We start from the raw sequence: 23,430 nt of genomic DNA, 5'->3' as shown, positions 1-23,430 counted from the left end.
GAGTCCATCGCGCGCGATTGGGTCACCCCCGCGACGCGTATCGCCACATCAACGGGACCTATCATCGCTGCTGCGAGCAGCAAAGCGAGGTCGTTCAGTCCTGTGCTCCGGATTGAACGTGCACATACACACGCAATCGTTTGCTCGTGTATGTATCGGCGTTCCCGGTGAACGTCCAATCACGAGTTTCTCCAGGACTATTGCCAATGCCGATGTCTGCTTTCGCTCCCGCATTCCATTTGTTGATCGCAAAGAGAGTTTGCTTCGCGCCGAAATCGTGGACTTGCATGCTTCCATAGCCATCGACCGGTTCGCTCGGTTTGTCACCAAAGTCGTAAACACTATTGCTAGCCCCGGGCACCTTTGCGTCATTGGCTGCCGCATAATTGTGTGGCCAGAACTCGATATTACCTTTTGCCATGTTGACGCCGGTTTGAATACCATCGACGGTCGTGAATACATCGAGCGAATTGACGCGTTGCTGAAAATGAGCTCCCGACGCCTTCGTTGGAATACCGATCCGATTGACATCGTCGGTGAATGCATCCATGGAAACAAAGATCGCTTGGTCGCTACCATCCTCGCGAGCGAGTTCGAGGAGATACGCAACGCGATCGAACGCTTTGACATCGTTACTGTTATCGACATCATACTGGATCTCTTTCCCGAGTTTCGCCAAATCGAGGTCGTAGACGAGTTGATAGTCGCTGCTGATTGGCAGGGTATCGACAAATTCAGGAAGTTCGCCACCACGGAACGCACCGACAGGCAATCCCGTTCCGCCCATGAGATTGGGCTCAGCGGTTTTGTTCCAAGCAAATCGGAAGGCCACGGGTTGCTTGACTTTGTCTGATGTCAGGATCAGCGTATCGCCATCGATCGTCGCGGTGGCGGGTTGAAAGCCACCTGAACCGGCACCAATGACTTCAAAATCAGTGGGCGCTTGGCCATCTCGAGTCTTCAGGCCGCCAGCAGCGTTGCTGAATACGATCCGTACTTGATTACCATCAATTTCCATCGACTTCATCTCTGGGCTGTGAGCGACAGTTTCACTGCGACCATAATCGTTCTTGAGCGCCAGCCGAGCGAGGCGTCGTCCCACCTCCTGCTTTGCCGGTGGATGGATGTTGTCGATGGTGGCGAGGTCATTGATGACCACCATGGCGGTGTGGGGCACCTCGTCCTCCACGGCCGCCTGAGCTTCCCAGAACCTTGGTAGGATCTCAGCATCTTCACTACCGTATTGATACGGTGCGATCTGAACGTAATAGAACGGGAAATCACCTTGTTTCCAGAGTTCACGCCAACCGCTGATCAGAGCCTTTTTCTTTTCCAGATACAGCATGCCCTCGGCATGGTTGGATTCGCCCTGATACCAGATCGCTCCGCGAATGGAAAAACCGAGGATTGGATGGATCATGCCGTTGTACAACATGGTCGGATCCTGATGCTGGCTGAATGGCAATAATTCGCTCGGATAAGCAGGGCTGGGCGACAGCAATGCGTTGGTTTTCATCGACGCCCTGGCTGTCTCGACCCAGTCGGTTGTCGCATCAATGTGCGCGGTCAATCGCTGTTCGTAGGCATCCGTTCCCGGTGTGCGCGTGATGATGGACCGGTAAATATTCTCAAGGGCAGGGACTTGCTGAAATCCTACCGGTGGCGTCCACGGTTCGACACGGGTACCTCCCCAAGACGAATTTACCAGACCGATGGGTACATTAAGTTCTTGGTAGAGATGACGGGCCATGAAGTAGCCGCAGGCTGTGAAGCGACCAGCGGTTTCGGGCGAGCAGACCTTCCAATCAGCGGGCACGTCATCGACGGGCAAAAAACTGGATGTTTTCGGAATGGCGATGTGTCGGATCAACGGGTAGTTGGCCGCTGCTATTTCTTGCTCAGCATCGGTGCATCGATCGACGGTCCATTCCATGTTCGATTGCCCCGAACAGAGCCAGACTTCGCCGATCAGGATATCACTCACTTCGATCGTGTTGTTACCTTTGACGACGAGTGTTTGCGGTTGGGCAGTGGCGTCCATCGCTGGCAATTCGACCTGCCAACGTCCATGGTCGTCGGCCTGCGTGGTGGCGGCGGCATCACGAAAGCGAACGTCGACCGCTTCACCTTTCTCAGCCCATCCCCAAATTCGGATTTCCTGTTTTTGTTGCAGTACCATGTGGTCACTGAACACCGACGGCAGGCGAACGTCCGCGTGCGTGGCCGTCGTGGCAGCGACGACGCCGATCGCAATCGACATCAAAGAGCGGTGGAATGGAAAGCAAGGGAACGGCATGACGTGCTCGGTGGGAATGGGGGGAGGGAACGCGACCGGTCTGTCCAGGAAAGTCAGACCACGCTGCGGTTATCTTAACTCAAATCGTCGCCGCCTGAGCGAAGTCGACAACGAGATTGAGCGACGAGATTCCATCGTCTCGGAAGAGAGGGGCCGACGACGGCTTGTCACGGTATCGCCTCCTCACCGCTCCGCCCGGAGCGGGAAGACATGGGGTGGTGCCTCTGCGTTGACTCAACTCTGAACAAGAACTTTCAGAGGACTTTCTCGCCAGCTTGGCGACACACGTGAGATCTAAAAAAAGAAGGCTGGTGCACCTGCGGTACACCAGCCTTCTAAAACAGTCGGGGCGACATGATTTGAACATGCGACCTCCTGGTCCCAAACCAGGCGCTCTGCCAGGCTGAGCTACGCCCCGATGTATCGATAATGTGTGTCTTTGAGAGCTCAGCGGCAAGTCAGAAAAGCGACTCGTTTGCTGAATTCGCCAGAGCGTAACGGACGGAGCCGTTTGTGGAAAGGTTCACTTGGGAATTTTTTTTACCAACCAGCAAAATGCTGTGCCGGTTAGTGCTGTTGCTGCTCGGCAACAGGTTCGCCCGTACCAAGTTGGGCGAGGACTTGCAGGATTCCGTTGAGATGAGCCATGCGAGGACCGAAACGATCGATAAACTCATTGAGCATGTATTCGCCCTCGACCAGATGCTCCCCCGAATCTTCGATTTCTTCGGTGACCGACTGCAAGAATTCCGTCTGCACCTCGCTGAGTGTCTCAGCGGCTCGGCGACAGGCCCTTGAGAGTTGCGGGTGGGCGTCCTTCCATTGCTGCAACTCACCCGCCCGCTGTTTCTGCATCGCTGCGTTTTGAGCTACCAACTCCCCCAGCAGCTTGGTCTGCTTCTGCTGTCCGACGAGCATCTGTCGGAGCAGCTGGACGGTAAGTTCCTCGCTCGTCATGTTCGGTTGAGGCTCGGATTTCGCCGAGACATCGATGCGAAACATGGGCGACATCGGGTTGTCTTCGAGAGACATGCTGAAAACTTCCTGTGGTCGATCGGGATAAGAGTTCCTCCGAAAACCTGTCGACTGCATCGTGCCGATAAGTGATCGCCTCAGTATTTGAGGTGCAATCGTGGCGAGTGCCAAGCGGCAAATGGTCTTCGGACTGGCAATGAACGTACGGTCCAATGAATGTCGAGTGAAAGTATAACCACGAGTGGTCGTGATTGTCGACCAAATCAGCTTTTTCGGCCCGGCCACTCATGGTCGCGGTGCCGATTCCGAGGCGGGCCGCAAAGCCGCATTGGGGAGGGTGACGTCGAACCGTGTCCCTGAATTGCCGGTCCCTGAATTGCCGCCGTCTTCACCGGCGCTGGAGAGCGGGCCGTCAGCATGCTCGGCATCGACAATTTTGATACGTCCTTCCAGGGCATGGGTGACATTCCGGACGAGATAGAGCCCCAGGCCAGTGCCGGGCTTGCTGCGTTCCAGCTCATTTCCCAACCGGACGAACCGCCCAAACACTTTGCGCCGCAAATGGGCAGGAATGCCCAAGCCGTTGTCGCCCACCGAAACGGTTACCTCACCGCTCGTTTCTGAGTTCATTCTGGCGACCACACGAACGCGCGGAGGCGTTCCTCCATACTTAATCGCGTTGTCAATGAGGTTGCGAAATAGAATCTCGACTTGAATCGGTGGTGCTGACAAGACGATCTCAGGACAATCAATCTGTACGGTGTCCGGCGGACGTTTGTATCGCACGCTGGCCGCTATCCCCACTTTCATCAACAGTTCAGCTAGATCGACTTCGGTAGCATCTTCCGATTCGGCGCCCCGCTCGATTCGCGCCGCTTCGAGCAGGTGATCAATCAGCAGGTCGAGACGTTCAACATCGTCGAGCATAATCTTGTGGAATTCAGCTTGCTGGTCCACACCGACATTATGCCGGGTCATCGTTTGCAAGTACAGCTTCAGTGACGCGATCGGGCTTTTCAATTCGTGGGTCACCGCATCGATAAAGTTCGATTGGCGGCGGTTCAAATTAAATGCCTTGACACTCAAGGTCAGGTACGCGATCACGCCTGCGAGCACCGCCACCAGCAACACGGAGCCTGCCAACAACATCCCCCACGACAGGGCGGGCGATTCGTTCTCACGCAGCAGTCCGAGGAGGATGCCCGTTACCCAGACGGCCCCCAAAATCACGATCAGGACAATCAACACGACGCCCAACGTGATGGGTGCGTGCAGCGTGATGGGACGAGTCAAGGGCTTGACTCGGGGTCTCGGCTGGGAGTCAGAAGCGCCGCCGATCATCAATCGTTGATCTGAGTCTGTGCTGTCACGGGACGGATCAGGTGGCGGAGGCATGGACATAGGGTCAGTAACTGGAATGATTGATCGCTGCTGAAAACCGGTCGACGGATCATAGCGCCCGCACGGCTGGAGTGTGCAGAGACTCGAACGCTCTCGAGGTTCTCGTATTCTCCACACCTATTTCCGCACACCTCTCATCGTGTGGCTAGGACGCTCGTGTGGCTGGGACGCGGCACCACCGACGCTCCAACACTCGAGTTTACAGGGAAATCGCAGGCATGGCGGTCAGCCAGGGCATCCTTGATGAAAAACCCCAGCGCGTCCATCCCGATCCGTCCAACATTCGCCAGCGGTTGCGCAGCGGGTGGCAGGCCGGTTGGAACATCACGGTTATGGTTCCTGAACGAATCTGCACCCTTAATCAGGTTAGTCTGGAAATCTGGGGGATCTGCCTCAGGGATCCGCTCAGACCGAATATTAAGACAAAATTTCACACTTGCCGATGACGCCAGCGACTCAGTCGGCAATAATGAAAGTATCCGGCCGAGAACCGGTTCGTGTAAACGGAGGTTTCAAATGCGCGCTCAAGCTCCCCAACGTCAGTTTTCAGATCGAGTTTTACGCCAGGTACGCATGGATAGCGGGCGTGCTCTCGAACGCGCCCACTTCTGTCTCGAGAGCAGTGAGATTATTAACCTCCGCTGCGTCGATGATCGCTGCGAGACTGAGCGACAGTTCGGAAATCAGCTGTGGTATTTCGAAGGCATCGGTGTCGATGACAACGCCGAGCGGCGCAATATACATGGGGTCGTCGAGTATTCGATTCAATTCGGCGTGCAGGAAATCGTGGAAGACGGCGTTTTTGACACCGCTGGTGAACGGGAACGATTCCGCAGTCTCTACAACCGCGAGGTCAATGCTCCCTCGTGGTGTCAACCCGCCAACCGACTCTTGTTGGCGGCGGTGATCGCCATGAGTGCGGCCGTGTTGCTATCCATGTTGTTACGGACTTGGCTCACGTGAGCTGTACGGTAGCGTCCGACAGTAGCATTATCGCAGTTGATCGTTTGGAGAAAACCTATCGTGGCAGTAGTCTGCTGCGGCGCGGTGATGTCGATGCGTTGCAGGGGGTGTCTCTGCACGCGGAGGCTGGGCAAGTTTTCGGGTTGCTCGGTCCCAATGGAGCCGGCAAAACAACCTTAATCAAGGTCCTGCTCGGAGTGATCGGCGCGACCGGCGGGCACGCCTCGTTGTTTGGCCTGCCGGCAGGTTCGAGCGACGCGCGGCGCCGGGTGGGCTACTTGCCTGAATCGCTTCGTGTGGATCGCCATCATACGGCCCGCTCGGCACTGCGGTTCTACGGCAGACTCAGCCATCTCGATTCGCCCACGATCGCCCGCCGCAGCGACGAACTACTCGATCTCGTCGGCCTGGCGAGGCGAGATCGCGAAAGCGTTAAGCGATTCAGCAAAGGCATGCTGCAGCGACTCGGATTGGCTCAAGCGCTCATGCACGATCCCGATCTGTTGATCTTGGACGAGCCCACAGACGGTCTCGATCCAGTAGGCCGTAGCGAAGTACGCGACGTCATCGAGCAATTGCGAGATGCAGGAAAAACAATTTTCCTCAACAGCCATATTTTGCACGAGGTTGAACTCATCTGCACGCATTTGGCAATCATGGCCAAGGGGAAGGTGTTGGCTACCGGGCCGATTGCGGAGATGGTCGGAACGCGAGGATCGACGAGCTCCCAGATCATGGTGGAACTGGAGTTTGAGCTGCCGACGTCGAGCCCGCCCGTCGATGATGGTCCATTCGGCGATGGTTCATTCGGCGATGGTTCTGGCGACGATGGTTCTGGCGGCGATGGTCTGGGCGGGGCGGTAACCCGTGAGCGGCTGGAGCTGCGAATTCTCGAACCAGCAGTGGGCGATAGCGTGGTCTGGCTCGGTGATCCTATCGCTGCGGGCAGCGGTCAATTGCGTTTCCGATGCCGGTTTGGCTGCGAACATCGGGCGGCAGTCGATGAGATTGTGGACCGCATTCGCGGTGCGGGGGGATCGCTGATCCGCTTGGTGCCCCACCGGCATTCACTCGAAGACACGTTCATGCGCCTGGTCCGTGAGCAACAACAAGACAACGCGACATGAGACCCTATCTAGCGATCATCAGTGACTCGTTTCATGCCGCGTTGGCCTCGCGTGTGCTATGGGCTGCCTTTCTCGCAATTTGGATTCTCCTGGCGACGCTCGCTCCAATCGGCTTGCGGGAAGACTACACCACCACATTCCGTTGGTTTGATGTCTACAACGGCACGCGAATGAAAGCGATGCTCGCCCAGGGTATCGTGGATCCGGCTGCCCGTGATCTTCCGATCGGGCGAATCGCCCAAGCCATGCCGGAGGAACTCCGCCGCGAACTACGCCGGGTTGGTGAGGGCGACGAAGTGCGGATCCGCCTCAATCTGCTCACGGACGCATTGAACGAGTTGATCGATGCCGATGCCGGCACCGGAACAACTGAAATCACAGAAATATCCTCCACCTCGGAACCATTACAAGCACCGGAGCCGTCGACGACGAAGAACTCCCCCCTGCCTGATGTCGCACCAACGCATCCGTCGCAGGTCTCTTGGTACGATGAAGATGCCTGGGCGGACACGGTCCGCCTGCGAGAGTTGCGAGAATTAGACGAAACCCCTGCTGCGGAACTGACTGATTCACTGCTCAGACGGCGCAGCCGATTGCGGATCGAAGCGGCCCTGCCGGGTGTGTTTGAATCACGCAGCGCCCGCTCGGTGGTGCTGACCTATGCCGGCCTCGAGTTCCCTACTGATTTCCAGATCGATCGCGCGCAGTTTGACACGCTCTTCAATCAATTCGTCATCCCGGTATTAGTGAACTGGTTGTTGGGGTTGGTGCTGGTCTTTCTGGGCGTGCTGGTGACCGCTTCCATTGTCCCTGACATGCTGCAGGCGGGCTCACTGCACCTGTTATTGAGCAAACCCATCACACGCAGCGGGCTGCTGATCAGCAAGTTCATTGGTGGCTGCGCCTTCGTTACCCTGTGCGTATCGCAATTAGTTTTGGGGCTGTATCTGATCGCCGGATGTCGTCTGGATGTCTGGAACAGCCGAATTTTGTGGTGCGTTCCCATCGCGGTAGTCATATTTGCGGTATTCTTCAGCGTTTCGGTGTTGGCGGGTTTGAAGTGGCGTTCCGCGATCATTTCAATCGCCGCCGCTGGTGCGTTAGCAGCCATTTGCGTCGTGGTGGGAATTGTCGGAGGCGTGGTGAACGCCCGTGTGGTTGCCCCCGATCGCATCATCGGGATGACTCAGGCGGGCGAGGATTTGTTTGCCGCCACAGGCGGCAGCGGGTTAGTGCATTTGCACCCCACCTCACAACGTTGGGTGCCCGTGATCGAGAGTGAGGCGGGTTCGCGTGACCGCGTGCTCACCCCGGTGACGCTCGACCCGGACCACGTGTTGACCGCGCGGATTCGCAACGGTCGCTTCAATCCCTTCGGGTCGGGATCGCTCGACCTCATTGTCCTATCGCGCAACGAGGGCTGGCAACCCCAACCGAGCCTGCGGTTGCCGACCGCCACCGAGCATTTGCTGTGTTTGCATGAGCAAGCGGTCGCTGCCATCAATACGGGGGATCTCTTAGTTACCGATCCCGCATCCATTCTCGAAGCAGTGGGAGAGACTCCACGGGTCAGCGTAAACGACGATGTGACTACCGATACCGGCGACGACCTCCCTGGTCAAATCGATGACACCCCAGCCAATCGAAATGCTCGCGCGGTCGGATCGGTCAGTTCGTGGCTAAAATCACTCGTCACCATGCAGGGCGGAGCGACGGATTCGTTTGTCTCCATTCTGCCTCCAGATGTTGTGTTGAACGCACCGTTTCGAGTCACCCAGGTACCTCACGAGAGGACCTTGATTGCATTGACCGCCGATCGCCTGCAGCGAATGGAACCCACTGGACCTCGCAGCAACGAGCCATGGACCACAACTGCGCACGTGAACCTGCCTCACGCAGTCGATCGAGCCGCCCCAGTCATCGCAGCCTCCACACGATGGGTCGTGGTCGCTCAAGGCGAGCAACCGTTTCAGATCTTTGATGCACGGACGTTGCAGTTGGCAGGACAATGGGATACCGAGACGCGTCAATCGGCGGTCCCCGGTACGCCGCTGGAGCTGATCGCAGTTTCGGAAAATCACTTCCTGCTGCGTACCTCCTCCGGGCACTGTGACATCGTCGAGGTTGTCGGACCGACGATCCAACACGTAAGTCGTTTGCCGGTTGACGACACCGAGTCTGTGCACTGGCAACCGGCCCACTCAAAAACAGCATCGGGAGACCTCGTCGTTGCCCACAATGTGGATCGGTTGACACGTTTTTCAATTGACATTCCGCATACAGCAACCGGTAGGATGGAAGCCACTATCGAGGATTCCATCACCCCGGCATTATCAGTGTGGCGATGGGTGGATCACTACGTAGTGGGCGGGCTGGAGTGGCTAACACCCCAGGTTCTGCAACTTGGTGACACGACGGCAGCGGTGGTTTCCGGACAAGACTCTTTGGTGATTGGCAATGGTGATCGGGGAGCCGCTGAGGTAGTTCGCTACCGGATTGCAGGGCCACTGTTAAGCTGTGGTACTTTCATTACGGCCATGTTGCTGATCGGCTGCGTGTATTTTTCGCGAAGTGACTACTAAAGGTTTATCTTTCTGGTGACTGAACCCACTTCATCTCCGCCCGTTGAGCGATCTGTTCGGTCGCAGTCCGTCGAATCAGATCGTCAACCGAGCGTCTATCGCTCGGCAATAGATTGGTGGGTGGGATTACTACTCGTGTTGCCGATCCTGTTTGCAGTGGTGCTTGGCATCGTACTGATATTCAACGATCGGGCTGCTGATGCATCGAGTATGTTTTTGACAGCGGCGGCAATTCTAATCGTGACGGCAATATTTGCAGCGCCGTGCCGCTATACGTTTCTAACCGACGCCTTATCTATCCGCTGCGGCGTGATCTGCTATCAGATACCCTACGACGCGATCCAGGGCGTCAACCGATCATCGACCTTACGTAGCGGTCCCGCTCTATCGTTACGGCGAGTGGCCATTCAAACCGATCGACGTGAGTACATCATCTCACCTGTTCACCGCGAGCGGTTTATCAACGAGCTGAAGAGCCGACTGCCCGCATAGCTCAATCATCTGTTCCTCGGCATGATGTCCTGCAGACCTGCAATGCGGACGCTCTTCTGAGTCGCCGTGGTGTGCAGCATTTTCCGGGACTAGAAACCGGTGCAATTCCCGGCAGTGATACTTTGACCGGCGAACTCATCTACTTTTCTTCTCGCATCATTTTGTCGGGCCCTGAGGGTTTACTTCCTCGGCGACGCTGCCGAGAATTCTCCCAACATTGTGCTGGTTTACTGCTTGGAGATAAACAACCCGGACACCGGTTCGACCTTCAACGCCGCCGGATTTGCGATCGCTAGGCCATTGTTGACTGAATCGCGGGGATCACTCGATCGAATCGCTGCGTAATCGTGTTGGCCAAAGTGCTCAATGAGATTGATCGCACCAGGCTGCAAGCTCGGATTCACGACAACAACGCCATGCTCAAATTCGCGAGCATAGAAAACGCTTGCGTTTCGGACGACGAGGTTTTTCAGGTACAGGTCACCAGGACCGTCGATTTCAAACCGCATCCTCACGTTGTCACGTCCTTCATCGCCGCCCGCGTTGCGAACGTAGAATTCGCTCGCAAAGTAGTCACGTTGGCCAGCCAAGGTCCAGATATCGAGACCGCGCGGTCCGACTTGCGGGTCGTCGTAGTGCCCCGCAAGATCAAACGTCATCAGCCGAGGAACTTCTGTCCCTGAAAACCCTTCCCGTGCCGATTCTGATCGAACGTCCAATGTGACGAACAGATCGCCTGGCGGAAGATCTAGCGTCATCTCAAAGGACAGCGACGGCAAAGCAGCGTAGCCGTCAGCTTTCGACGCCCTATCGGCACGCTCACTATCCAGCTCTGCCGACGAGCCCTTTCTACGACCAATACGCAGACCTCCGTCGCTACTACGGGAAATGAGAACGTCGTCTGCCGATGACCATCGCCCCAGATCGTCATCACCTAAAACATCTGGCATTCGATAGACAACTTGGTTACTCGTCTCCGCCAAATTGACCATGGGGCCGACCGCTTTGCCAAGCCAAAAATGTTCCTGCTCAGTGCCCTTGATCACGTCTTCGATGGCGTCAGTGCAACCTACTCCCAAACAGGCAGCCATCGCATGAGCGAAACGGTGCAGTCGGGTTGCCGCCTTGGCGTCCTGACGATCGACTAACTTGGTCACGATGTAGTTGAAGTTGATTGCGGAAGTGTTGAATGTGTTCCAGTACTGGTGAGTATTCACGGTGCGAGAGATTCCACGCCAACCATCATTGTGTTGCACGAGGCCTTCGGATTCGATTCCATTGTGAATACCAATGGCCTGCGAATTGGCTTTGCGGTGACCGTCCGATGTGATGATGAAGTCGTCACCAAAATGCTCGCGAATGGATTTTGAAAATCTGTATACGCCCTGAGCCCATCGTGGCTGCCCACGAATGATTCCGCCGTCAGCGATACCATCCACATTGGTATCGAAGTTGGAGGAAATATCCCAGTATTGAACGTCAAACGCGATACCATCCATCGGCTCCAGCGGACCGCCCTGGCAAAACCACGAATCGAATAGCGCTAGCAGCACGTCCGCTGCCTGTTGGCCGTTGGGGCTCCGCGGACAGTCCAGTGACAAATTAAAGACCAGGCGGTCTCGATACTGCTTAATCTGGGTGACATAGCATTGTCCCGCTTTGAAACTGGCCGGACCGGTGTGGTGAGCACCTCGCCTTACGGTCAATGTCTTGTCGTCCGCATTGACGTTCACCAGGAACACAAATTCGTGGTTCTCCCAATGAAATACGCCCTCCTGATCGCGCTCAACCAGCAACAACACGGAGTCCTCGATGCGGGCTGGCTGCCCGGGAAATGGTTTCTGCACCTTGAACCGATTGGTCCCAGGAACTGCAATCACAGTCTGATCTCGATCAATCGCTTCCTGACACTGCACACCCTGCTGTTGCAGATAATGCCCGACCCAGAACTTGTCGGCGTGAAAGTCGAATAGCTTCGCCCGCGAATTGAAATGCAGTAGAAAGAGCTCAAGCGGATGAGCGGCCGCATATCGATTGAGGTACGAGCTCAATCGAGCCTCGTCCATGCGATCGGGGTGGTTCAGCTCTTCACGAACAAATTTGCGGATAATGCCTACGTTTCCAGCGACGTCCTGCTCCCAGTCTTCGTAATCCGGTCCTGTTTCACGCCGGTTCTCCCCGCGGAAGACAAGTCCGGCTTTGGGAAAGGACTCACCGAGCACCTCCTTCTCAAGCGGCTTGCGAAACGAGAAGTCCTGCCCCCAGCCTCTGACTGGGAAAACAGCGAGCAGAACAAACATTGAGAACCGTGGTAGCATCAAAAAATTCATTTCATCTCTGGCGCGAAGCCGTGGTGGTGTTTTCGACGAGGCTGAGGTCATTAATTCTATCGGTGCAACTAGTGGTTGCCATATGATCGTGGGAGTTATCATAGACTTCTGAATTGTATCCATTCAGAACCATTCCCGCAGCGGAACGGGCGCAAGCCGTCGGGTACCCTGGGATGCTCCAATGTGAGTCACCGGACGGCTTGCGCCGTTCCGCTACAAATTCGCGTTGCATTGGTTCGCCAGATGATCCAGGTTTCTGTCGCAAAGTGAGGTGGCTCGATGGGCTCACCGATTTTGGCATCGTGCTTCCGCCTTCAATCCCGCAATCGTGGTGTGTCCTCTAGCGGCGCACGGGTACTCCAAGCGTATTCGAGCGCAGAAACTCACCAGTTCGAATCAGATTGACTACGATGGCTCCAAGGCGCATGCGGCGTTAGAAAATATTGTATAGAGTAAACCCCCGGGGTGAGAACGCACCTCGCGTGCGTCCGGTTGTTCGTCTACCCCAATTGATCACCACCATGAATCCCAAGAACATGATCCATTTCGCCAGTTGCCTTGTGATTCTGATATTGCTCGGCAATATGTCGCCAGCCAATGAGCCAGATGCCGCTGAGCAAGCGAGCCGACCCAATATCGTCTTCATTGCGACCGACGACCAGCGTTCTGATAGCGACCGTGCGTCTGCGAATCAAAGCAACCTCACCCAGCCCGCTCGCACAGATATTCACATCAGCGGCATCTATCCCCATTTGACTACCTATGGCGTATACAGTCAAAACGGTGCCCACTACAAAGAAGGCCACAACGAATGTGGCATCGGGGCAGTCGTGCCTTGGGCCGGAAAGCTGTGGATGGTGAACTACGCACCGCACATGCCTCGAGGCAGCGAACATAAGCTGTTCTCAATCGATGCGGATTTAACGCAACCGATGATGATTCATCCTGAGAGTGTCGGTGGAACACCGGCCGGGCGAATGATTCACGCGGAGTCGAATCAACTACTGATCGCTCATCACTTGATCGACCAGCATGGGAAGATACGCACGATCCAGCCACAGGACATGCCGATCCGGGTCACAGCAATCGCGCGTCACCTCGTCGATCCCGAGAACATGGTCTATTACGTCGATATGGAGGGATCTATTTGGGAGGCGAACGTCCATACCCTCGCCGTGAATCGGCTCTTCAAGAAGCCTGTTCCCGGTTGGCATGGCAAAGGAGGCTACACGTCGCAGGGTCGCCTGGTCATTTCCAATAATGGCGAGTTGCATGTCGGCGACTACCAGGACGTTCTAGTGGGTGGCGAAGCCAAATCACCGGAGGAACGAGGCGTCTTAGCGGAATTTGATGGCGAGAACTGGACGATCGTAGAAAGACGCCAGTACACCGAGGTCACTGGCCCGAACGGAATCACCGGTGGCAGTGACGGCGACGATCCGATTTGGACCATGGGCTGGGACCGCCGCAGCGTTCGTCTGAAAGTCCTCGACCATGGAACTTGGTATACGTATCTGTTGCCCAAAGCCGCTTATTGCAACGATGCCAAGCACGGCTGGTACACTGAATGGCCGCGTATTCGCGAGATCACCGATGGTCGCTGGATGATGGATATGCACGGGATGTTCTTCGACTTTCCAAAGACGTTTTCCAGCGGCAACTCAGCGGGAATCCGACCGATCGGTAGCCATTTGCGATATGTGCCAGACTTCTGTGCGTGGAACGGTAAGTTAGTGCTGGCGACCGATGAAACTAGCATCCAAGGAAATCCGCTCGCTGGGCAACCGCAGAGCAATCTATGGTTTGGGAGTTACGACAATCTCAAGGAATGGGGGCCTGCCAGCGGATATGGTGGACCATGGATTGAAGACGAGGTGCTCGCGGACAAACCATCCGATCCGTTCCTCATCGCCGGTTTTGACCAACGCGTCCTGCACGTGGCGATTGGGCAAATCAAGCCCGTTGCCACATCCATCCGACGAACTACCGATCAACTGCCCATCACGGAGTTGCCGGAGTCGCTCTCGCGTCTCCCGCGGGTCACCATCCGGCGCGGTAATTGGCGAGTGCCTGCCGATGGCTTTGAGTTTCAGCTCAGCCGACCGGCGACCGTGTATGTTGCCGTCGATGGTCGTGGCGAATCAACATTGTCGCCTGAATGGACTCAGACTGACCTGACGTTGACGTGGGGCAAACAGGTGCAGGACCGCATTTATGCTCGTGACTTCCCAGCTGGGAGGGTCGCAATTCCGGGCAATTCGTTTGAGCACACGAAGGGTTCGTTTGGAACGCCGCATCTCGCGTTCGTTAAAGCCGAAGATGGTCCTGCCGACTCCATTTTATCCGCGGCCGGCGTTTCGGTGGAAATGCCGACTCGACGGGACGCTCCCGACCCGACTGCGGCCGGTCCCGTGCAGATGACACTCCAGGTGGACCGGCATGGAAACAATTCGTGGACCGATTTGGAAACGATTGAGTTGGCGGTCGGCGACTCGCTTGCGAAAGTACTGCCTGCTGATTTGGAGGCCGAGTGGTTACGATTTGTCGTTGATCGCGACTGCGTGGCTACCGCCATCCTGCACCAGACTTCCAACCAATTCATCGATGGCGACACTTCAGAACACAGGCTGCTTTTCGCTGGCCTTGCCGATGTCGGTGAGAAAAATGCCTTGGCCAGTCTAGTTTACCCGGCGAAACGCGATCGAGATCTGCGCGTGCTCACCAGCGATGATCGCAACTTCGATTTCACAAAGGCAGACTTTACATTCGAACCAGACGGAGCCGACGTCCAACTCGCGAAACTGCTGCAGGTCGAGCGGGATTTTTCGATCGATGACGCATCGGTCGTCGTGCATCGTGGGGGCAAGCGACTGCGTCTGCCCAAAGGCGACGCCGCATATGACAAGCCATTTCCTTCGGGTTGGCCGCGAGCCTCGCGTGAAGTCGAATCCGAACGTCATCTTGCCAATATCCACGGCACCTTTTACGAGGTGCCTCTGGTCACCAACGGTGCGCCGCCTGCGTGGAATTTGATGCGGCCCGTATCGAGCCATTCGAAACAGATCACTGACTTCTGCTCGTGGAACGGATTGCTGGTGCTGTGCGGAATCCGACCGGACGCAACGGACGACGGTCACGTCTTCCGCAGCGACGCGTTCAAGACCGGTCTCTGGTTTGGTGGCATCGACGACCTTTGGAAGCTCGGCAAACCTGTGGGACACGGGGGCCCCTGGTTGCAGACCGAGGTCCAACCCGGGAACCCCTCGGATCCGTATCTGATGAAAGGTTACGACCGGAAGACCGTCACGCTGTCGCACGGCGGCTCCCAACCGGTCCGCATCACCCTCCAGATTGATCTCGATGGAAACGACCGTTGGGTAGACCACCATCCTTTCGACGTGCCGGCCGGAGAAACTCTGCGGCATGAGTTCCCAGAGGCGTTTTCCGCTTGTTGGATACGGGCGGTCTGCGATACCGAAACCACCGCCACGGTGCAGTTCGACTATCGCTAGCGGTCAGCAATCATCACCAGCCGCTGTGCGGGTAGTTGACAACGGTGATCTCGAGGGATGCTGCCCTTGCTGACGGCGAGCTGGTATCATGTTGAGGCTGGGTCTCGACCATTTTCGCACTCCTGACTGAATCCACGATGCATCCGAAACTGCAATCACTGTTATCGCGACTGCGAAATCGAGTGCGTCGGTACATCGTGTGGGATTCGTTGTTGGCTGTTGCCGCAGCGATTCTCACGGCGTTTTGGATCGCCTTTCTGATTGATTACCTACCGGTCCGGATTGGTGGCACGGAGATGCCACGGTCGGCCCGAGCGGTCGTTTTGATTGCGACGATAGCTCTGACGGGCATTCTGTTGTGGCGTTTTCTGATTTCACCGATGCGTCGGAGGCTGCCCGATGATTCATTGGCGCTATTGATTGAACGCCAGCATCCGGAACTTGGTGGGCGGTTGGTGACGGCGGTGCAATTGGGCGAGACACCCCGAGCGGGCGACGCGCACAGTGCGACCTTCATGAAAGAGGTACTGCAGGAAGCGGAGCAGCAAGTCTCGCGTGTGGATCTGAGCCGAGTCTTCCGCACCGAACCCATCCGTCAGAAACTGATGCTGGTGGTACCACTCCTACTCGCGGCCCTGATCATGGCGGTTGCCAGCCCGCACACCTTCGCGAGGGCGATCAGTCGACTGACGCTATGGTCGGATTCCCCGTGGCCCCGCCGCGCCGCCCTGGAGATGGTTGGGATCGAAGTGCCCATCATCGCTGCGACCGAGAATGACGAGGGTGCGACACGGTTGGTCGAGTTCGAAGATCGGGTGGTGCGATTAGCGCGGGGGAGCAACGCGACTCTCCGCATTCGTGCGGCTGGTGACGAGCACGGACATCAAATCCCTTCGCTCTGCACGGTGTCCTACGTCGATGGAGAGGGTAAACGAGGGCAGAGTAATCTGCGCCGTGTCGGTCGCGTCGTTGATGGCTATCAGTCATTCGTTTTGGATGGGCCGCCATTGGCCTCGCTTGCAGGATCCGTTTCACTGACGATTCGCGGACTCGACGACCGACTGAGTGACTACCGCATCGAAGCAGTCGATCCACCTGCGATCGCGGACATGCGCATGCAAGTTCGGTATCCCGACTACCTACGGGTGTTTTCGGTCGACCAACAGTACGACCAGCAACTCAACTATCAAGCCGGCGTGCGAGTTCGCGAGGGCAGCTCGCTGACCTTAGTGGGACGCACGAGCTCACCGATCGGCGAAGTCGACGTCGTTCTGTCTGGCGACGACATCGATGCCCGGCGGTCCGTTTCCGCGAACCCTGAGAATGCGGTGGCATCGGCCCCAGCCACCACTCCGCCTGAGGGATCCAACGCGGCGGAGTTAGTACCGGTACAGATTGCTGAGGACGCGATGAGCTTTACCCTGCAACTGGACGACGTTCGCAGCCCCACATCCATCCGTATTGTCCCTCGGGATGCGGAAGGAATCTCCGCGCAGGCCGCCTATCGGTATTTTGTCGGGGTTGTGCGTGACGAACCGCCTACAACCACGATGAAGTTGTCCGGCATTGGAAGTGCGATCACACCGATCGCGTATCTGCCTATAACGGCCACTGCTACCGATGACTATGGCGTCGATGAGATGACCGTCACGATGCGTGTCCGCAATCAGGCCGAGCAGGAGCAGGGAGGCGAGGCGCCAAGCTCATCACCGATCACCGCACCGACCCAAGCCTCGTCCCTGGGTGAGCAGGAGTACATGGTCGCTCCCGAGCTCGACCGAGATGGCCAAGCTGAGTTGGCGATCGACCTGCGGGAACTCGTCGATCAGGAGGTCCTCCCATCCGTCGTACCTGGCGCGACAGTGATCATCGGTACTGCCGCTCGAGACCGATTCAATTTAGGAACCGAGCATGTGACGCAGGGTGAGCTGGTACGCCTGCAGGTGGTCACGCCCGAAACGCTGCTGGCGACACTGGAACGAAGGGAGCTGGAGTTCCGTTCTAGGCTCGAACAAGCCATCGACGAGACTCGTCGTCTGCGGCAGAGCTTGACCGCAATTCAAGGTGAAGCCACCGAAGTGATCGGTGAGCTAACGAGCGATTCCAATGCGGGCGATGCCAGTTCCACAGCGTCGCCCGATGGATCCGATACTAAATCCGACGATTCAGACGCGGCAAACCGAACCGGTGAAGCTGAGCGGGAGGATTTTCGTTCACGACAACGCGTACAGCTGCGGATCCGACAAGCTGGATTGCAAGCGGCCAAGTCGACTGACGAACTCGCAGGCATCGTCGCCGGATTGGACGATTTGGTGCTGGAAATGATCAACAATCGCATCGATTCGGTCGACCGTCGCGAACGTCTCGAACAAGGTGTCCGGATGCCGCTCGATACCGTTGTGGAGGAACCTTTCCCGCGTTTAGGACGTCAAATAGTCGAATTGGAACGCATTTTGATGTCGACAGCCGATCCCGAGGAAAGCGAAAATGGGAGCGTGTCAACGGTTGGTCAAATGGAGCAAGCAGTGCAGGAGGCCGTCGCTACCAACGACGAAATCTTACTGCAACTGTCTGCCGTCCTGGAAAAAATGCTGGACTTGGAGAGTTTTAACGAGATATTAGACCTGATGCGCGGATTGATCGAGGATCAAGAAAGTTTATTGGACGAAACTGAGGACGAGCAAAAGAATCGCGTCTTGGATCTGTTTAAATAACCTCATCAGCAGGCTGTCGGACTACTTCCGTATATGCTGGATCGATGCATCGAGCTCGCACTCCCATTTTCGCCCCCCATTCGTTCGACGACGCCGCCCATCTTCCGGGCAACATCTCACCGCCACATTCCTGATCACAGCATCAATATGCACGGCATTGAACAAAAACGACGAAATCCCGCATCCTTCGGCAGCCGCCTGTGGGGCGGAGCCTTGGTCGTTTTATCAATGTTGGTGCTGATTCCAGCCACGCGATCGGTGCAGGCTCAAGATGCGAGTGACGTGAACGCTCCGTCAGATCCGTTGGTGGCAAAGCAGTCCAGTGTGGCGACCCGTTACGCTCGCCTGGAAGAACTACTGCTCCGGCTCGCGGATGTCGAAAGTCGAGAGAACCCCGAGCGAGCAGCGCTGCTCAAGCGAGTCGCACGCCAATCTCGCGAGCGGTTCGTGCTCGAAAAAATGCGAGGAGCGAGTACGCTCATCGCTAGCGGCCAGCTCTCCAAGGCTCTCGAAGATCAAAAGGCAGCAACCGGCGAATTGGAAAGTTTGCTGAAGTTATTGCTCAGTGAAGACCGCAGCTCGCGGATCCGCGATGAAAAGAAACGCATTGCGGAAATGATCAAGCAGTTGCGGCTGACCGAACGAAACGAGCGCAGTGTTCGGGCGCGAACTGAAAATGGCGTGGAGCTCGAGGAGGTTCTGAAAGAGCAACAGGAAATCTCCAAGCGTGCCGAAGCACTGAGCGAAGAGTTTCGCGAAGACGATCCTGAAGAATCGGGCGCCCCCAAGGAGCCCCGCGAGCCTGGCGCCCCGCAAGACTCAACTGAGTCCAAACCGCCGAGCGATTCAGCGAAATCAACCGGCCAGGAAGAGGGAGCCGACCAACAGGAGTCTACGCAGACGAAGGACAATAGCGAGCCTCCCGGCGACGAAAACGCCAGTGACGATCAGGATACTAGCGAACAGGAATCGAGCGAGGCGGATTCCAGTGAGCAGGGCAAACCGCAGGACTCTGGCGACCCTTCGCAGTCTTCCCCTCAGTCGCAAGAAACGCCTGAACAGGGCGATCAGAGCGAATCCGCGCCGTCCGGTAGTCCCCAGCAACCAACATCGCCCGAGCAGGATGCCCAGGATCAGCTGGAGAAGGCCATCACTCGAATGCAGCAAGCGCAGGAGAAACTGGCGCAGAAGAATCGCGGTGCGGCGACCGAGGAGCAGCGCCAGGCTGAGGAGGAGCTTCGCAAAGCGATCGACAAACTCGAGAAAATTCTTCGGCAACTTCGCGAGGAAGAAATCCAACGCGAACTTGCTAAGCTCGAAGCACGTCTTAGAAAGATGGCAGCGATGCAGTCCGCCGTTCTCGACGAGACCCAACAGCTCGCCCAAACGCCGCAGTCACAACGCGACCGCGCCACCGATTTAAAATCAGGTGATCTCGCCTTCGAGGAGCAGAAAATCACGCTGGAAGCCGACCGGGCGATGCTGCTACTTCGCGAAGAGGGGTCGAGTGTTGCGTTTCCCGAAGTCATTCAGCAGCTTCGAGATGACACCAAACGAGTCACTACTCGGTTGGGCCAAAGTAAAATTGATGAAGTTACCCAAGGCATCCAAAGCGACATTTTGGCTGCTCTGGAGGAGATGATCGCGGCCCTTGCGAAGGCTCAACGCGACAATGAGAAAAAACAGCAACAGGAGCAGCAGCAGGGCCAGCCAGGTAGCCAAGGATCCGAAGAGGAGCCACTCGTCCAAGCCCTCGCGGAACTGAAATTGCTACGAACGATGCAGACAAGAATCCACGGCACGACGGATCGTTACGGGGATTTGCTACAAGAGAACGAGGCGGGCGGGGACAGTTCCACCGGTGAAGATGTTTTACCGTTGTTACGCGAACTCGCGCAGAGACAGGATCGGCTGTACCAAATCACTCGTGATTTGGTCACCAAACGGAATCAATGACCTCGTTTGCCGGAAAAAATTCAATGCGAACTATGATGAAAACGAATCGTTCAATCCTGAAGCAATTCATTGCCGCGACGAATTTAAAAAAACTGGGGTTCACTGGCCTCCTTGGCGTGGCCACGCTCGCGGGAGCATCGTTGCAAAGCGAGGTGAGCGCCGAGATGCCACTACGACTTGACTCGATTGGAACCAACTTAGTCGCCGAGAAACCGATCGGGGAACCGCCAGCCGCCGATGAACTGCCCGCCGACTCCGATTTGCCGCCGGAATCATTGATCCCCGAAAATGAGGCGACTCCATTGGACAATCAGATTCTAAATGCCGCCGACAATACTGCTCGTAATGGCGCACTGCGGAAAAATGCCGACTGGCAGCCTCTCGATGCCACAGCGATGTCAGAGTTGTTGCGCCGTTCGCTCGATACGATTGGCGCACCGCCGGAGCAAGTTGGGCGGTCCGCTCAACAGTTCCTCACCGAGGTGCGGCAGGACGATAGTGAACCGTTGACCGCCTGGGTGCAGGCCGCCGCCCTGCAGATCAACGCAGTCCATGACATGATGGCTCGCGCTCAGGATCAACTGCTCGAGTTGCCGCCGCGTCTGGACCCGAGCGGTCAGGACTATGCGAGCATGGAGTCGCTACCGCCGGAAATTCGGGCAGCCCTACGGACCTGGATTGGCAGGGAACTAGTGCGGGCCAGATATTACGATGAAGCATTGCCGATTTTCGCAGAGGTGGACCCGGCGAACTCGCCCGATGCCGCTTCGTTGCTGTTCTACCGCGGGGTGTGTTATCACTCGTTGCTAAAAACGAAAGAAGCACTCGCTGATCTGCGAATGCTGCTGCAACACAAAGAAACCATTCCAGTGCGATATTCACGGACTGCGGAGATGATGATCGCTGACATTCAACCGCTTAAAGAGGATTCACTGGACGAGATTTCACGGCTGATGACCGATGTGACACGGCGGCTAGATTTAGGTCGGGCTGATGAATCAACCCAGCAACGCGAACAAGTGATCATCGATAAACTCACTAAATTGATCGATAAGGTCGAGGAACAGCAAAAACAACAACAGCAGCAGCAACAACAACAGCAACAGCAGGGCAGCCAACAGGGCGGCGCCCCCAGTGGTGGCCAATCGCAACCCATGCAAGATAGCCAGATCGCGGGAGCCAGCGGCCAAGGGGATGTCGATCGCAAAGACAACGACGTTAAGAATGGCTGGGGTAACCTACCGCCTGCCGAACGCCAAGAGTCGCTGCAGCAGATCAGCCGCGATCTCCCCACCCACTATCGGGAAGCGATCGAAGCGTACTTCCGAAAACTGGCCACACAGCAAAAGTAGCTGCGCCCTGGCGCGGCAGGCATTGAGCCCAATCAGAAGACGAGTCATTCCGAAACTGCGAGTGTTGGCAGCGGAACTCGTCAACACTTGCGGCAGCGCCGCATCACTGGCCGAGAATCCAAAGGTTTTGACGGACTGTTATTTAAATTAATAGCCCATTGAGGATCTCCGTCACCCGCAATGTGCCGCTTGGCAATTCGATTGGATCATTGGAGTTTGAATTCTATGCGTCTCGTCTTACTCACTGCGCTGTGGGCTTGTTGTATTGCGTCATCCAACGTCATCGCCGACGATTCACTTACCCTGGAGGCGGCTCCAGCAGTCGTCATCCAGACGATCCCGGTGGCGGGTGATGGGGCGGTAAGTCCTGATGTGAAAGAAATCAGGGTTGTGTTTAGCAAAGACATGAAGGACGGGTCGTGGTCTTGGTCGACAGTGACCAAAGATTCGTTCCCGGCGCTCGCTGGTAAGCCTAGATACACCGACAAACGCACCTGCGTACTGCCCGTCAAACTGCAACCGGAGACAACCTATGGTATCTGGCTCAATAGCAGCAAATTTGGTGAGTTCCGGGACGCTGAGGGTACCTCAGCGATCCCCTACCTGCTTGTCTTTCGGACGACGAAGTAGTAGTGGTGGTGATTAGCTGATCACCACGGTAGGACTTCGTCTCCAGGGTTCTGAAGAGGACACCGGCTAGCGGTTGCAGTTTTGTTGCTGTGAGGCCGGCGGTCCGCTATGCTGAATTTATGAACACTCAACGAATCGCAATCCTGTTGTCGGTGTCTTTTGCCATCATGGCGAACTCCATGCTGGCGGCTAATGACTTGACACTCAATTTACGCAGTAGAGCTACGGCCGGTTCCGATCCGAGCGTCCGACGCGTGACGTGGGAACCATCACGAACGGCAATGATCATTTGCGATATGTGGGATGACCATTGGTGCAAGTCGGCGGCAAGCAGGGTCAACGAAATGGCACCTGCGCTCAACGATGCCGTCAATGCTGCTAGGCGACAGGGCGTTTTCATCATTCACGCGCCTAGCAGCGTCGTTAGTTTTTATGCCGATAGCGCTCAACGTAAGTTAGCGCAGACGGCACCGTTCGCTCAGCCACCCATCGAGCTTGCAACAGCGAGTCGCTGGGGCACAGCGTGGTGCTGGACGGATGCCGACCATGAAGGGGTGCTGCCTATCGATGACTCAGACATGGGCTGTAGTTGTGAAGCTAAAAAATGTGAGATACGTGAGGCATGGAGTCGCCAGAATGAATTGATTCAGATTGCTGACGGTGATGCCATCACCGATAACGCGCAGGAAGCGTTCAACCTCCTCGCCGAGCGAAACATCGATAACGTGATTCTATGTGGCGTCCACCTCAACATGTGCGTACTCGGGCGTCCTGTTGGCATCCGACAAATGGTCAAACTCGGCAAGCACGTCGCCCTGATGCGTGATTTGACCGACACGATGTACAATCCCGAACGCCCACCGGGAGTCGATCACTTTACCGGTACCGACCTGGTAATTGACCACGTCGAGAAGTTCTGGTGCCCCTCATTTGTCAGCACAGACATCACGGGCACGCCTGCGTTTGTATTCGCGGAGGATACGCGACCTGGAGATTCACAGCGTCACTAGAGCATTTGAGACGTCCTGGTGTCGGCATTCGCCTGGACGAGACTCAGGCCGCGTCGTGCGGTGGCGCGATCGCACTGGTTTCCTGAAAAT

General features: G+C 56.5%; 14 protein-coding genes and 1 tRNA gene. 10 read left to right on the top strand and 5 right to left on the bottom strand.

The features are described 5' to 3' along the window. Nucleotides 1-94 precede the first annotated feature (94 nt). The 4 genes from Poly21_RS20965 to Poly21_RS20950 form a co-directional block, all read right to left on the bottom strand. Nucleotides 95-2,260 carry a sialate O-acetylesterase gene (locus tag Poly21_RS20965; RefSeq protein WP_146409469.1) on the bottom strand — a complete coding sequence of 722 codons (2,166 nt, stop codon included), beginning with the start codon at nt 2,258-2,260 and terminating at the stop codon, nt 95-97. A gap of 380 nt (nt 2,261-2,640) precedes the next feature. Next, nucleotides 2,641-2,714 (bottom strand) — tRNA-Pro (locus Poly21_RS20960). A 149-nt stretch (nt 2,715-2,863) separates the two neighbouring features. After that, complete coding sequence (locus Poly21_RS20955; RefSeq protein WP_146409016.1) at nt 2,864-3,328, bottom strand: hypothetical protein; 465 nt, start codon at nt 3,326-3,328, stop codon at nt 2,864-2,866. A 228-nt stretch (nt 3,329-3,556) separates the two neighbouring features. Next, nucleotides 3,557-4,564, bottom strand: a complete 1,008-nt coding sequence (locus Poly21_RS20950; protein WP_302119980.1) for a sensor histidine kinase — start codon at nt 4,562-4,564, stop codon at nt 3,557-3,559. A 624-nt stretch (nt 4,565-5,188) separates the two neighbouring features. On the opposite strand from Poly21_RS20950, the gene Poly21_RS20945 reads away from it, so the two are divergent. The 4 genes from Poly21_RS20945 to Poly21_RS20930 are packed head-to-tail and all read left to right on the top strand — an operon-like array spanning nt 5,189 to nt 9,836. Then, the gene (locus Poly21_RS20945; RefSeq protein ID WP_146409015.1) at nt 5,189-5,635 is read left to right on the top strand and encodes a hypothetical protein; all 447 of its coding nucleotides are present in this window, start codon (nt 5,189-5,191) and stop codon (nt 5,633-5,635) included. Next, nucleotides 5,632-6,762, top strand: a complete 1,131-nt coding sequence (locus Poly21_RS20940) for an ABC transporter ATP-binding protein (protein WP_146409014.1) — start codon at nt 5,632-5,634, stop codon at nt 6,760-6,762. Before Poly21_RS20945 ends, Poly21_RS20940 begins: the two co-directional genes overlap by 4 nt. Continuing rightward, complete coding sequence (locus Poly21_RS20935) at nt 6,759-9,344, top strand: ABC transporter permease (protein ID WP_146409013.1); 2,586 nt, start codon at nt 6,759-6,761, stop codon at nt 9,342-9,344. The genes Poly21_RS20940 and Poly21_RS20935 overlap by 4 nt, the downstream gene beginning before the upstream one ends. 15 nt (nt 9,345-9,359) lie before the next feature. Next, the gene (locus Poly21_RS20930) at nt 9,360-9,836 is read left to right on the top strand and encodes a PH domain-containing protein (RefSeq protein WP_302119976.1); all 477 of its coding nucleotides are present in this window, start codon (nt 9,360-9,362) and stop codon (nt 9,834-9,836) included. A gap of 227 nt (nt 9,837-10,063) precedes the next feature. On the opposite strand, the gene Poly21_RS20925 is transcribed toward Poly21_RS20930, so the two are convergent. Further along, a complete protein-coding gene (locus tag Poly21_RS20925) occupies nt 10,064-12,154 on the bottom strand; it encodes a hypothetical protein (protein WP_146409012.1) in 2,091 nt (696 codons plus the stop codon). Between the two features lie 533 nt (nt 12,155-12,687). On the opposite strand from Poly21_RS20925, the gene Poly21_RS20920 reads away from it, so the two are divergent. From Poly21_RS20920 to Poly21_RS20895, 6 genes are all read left to right on the top strand, one after another. Continuing rightward, nucleotides 12,688-15,678, top strand: coding sequence for a hypothetical protein (locus Poly21_RS20920; protein WP_302119972.1), 2,991 nt, complete (start codon nt 12,688-12,690; stop codon nt 15,676-15,678). A gap of 137 nt (nt 15,679-15,815) precedes the next feature. After that, nucleotides 15,816-18,392 (top strand): polyketide synthase, encoded by a 2,577-nt coding sequence (locus tag Poly21_RS20915; protein ID WP_146409011.1) that lies wholly within the window; start codon nt 15,816-15,818, stop codon nt 18,390-18,392. Between the two features lie 147 nt (nt 18,393-18,539). Then, complete coding sequence (locus Poly21_RS20910) at nt 18,540-20,348, top strand: hypothetical protein (RefSeq protein WP_302119971.1); 1,809 nt, start codon at nt 18,540-18,542, stop codon at nt 20,346-20,348. A 23-nt stretch (nt 20,349-20,371) separates the two neighbouring features. Continuing rightward, complete coding sequence (locus Poly21_RS20905; RefSeq protein ID WP_302119969.1) at nt 20,372-21,700, top strand: hypothetical protein; 1,329 nt, start codon at nt 20,372-20,374, stop codon at nt 21,698-21,700. Between the two features lie 225 nt (nt 21,701-21,925). Continuing rightward, nucleotides 21,926-22,330 (top strand): Ig-like domain-containing domain, encoded by a 405-nt coding sequence (locus Poly21_RS20900; protein ID WP_146409009.1) that lies wholly within the window; start codon nt 21,926-21,928, stop codon nt 22,328-22,330. A gap of 119 nt (nt 22,331-22,449) precedes the next feature. Beyond that, complete coding sequence (locus Poly21_RS20895; protein WP_146409008.1) at nt 22,450-23,340, top strand: cysteine hydrolase family protein; 891 nt, start codon at nt 22,450-22,452, stop codon at nt 23,338-23,340. Nucleotides 23,341-23,430 lie beyond the last annotated feature (90 nt).

Source organism: Allorhodopirellula heiligendammensis, assembly GCF_007860105.1.
Classification (GTDB): domain Bacteria; phylum Planctomycetota; class Planctomycetia; order Pirellulales; family Pirellulaceae; genus Rhodopirellula; species Rhodopirellula heiligendammensis.
The sequence above is the reverse complement of the archived record's forward strand: the minus strand, read 5'-3'. Positions and strand labels throughout refer to the sequence as shown.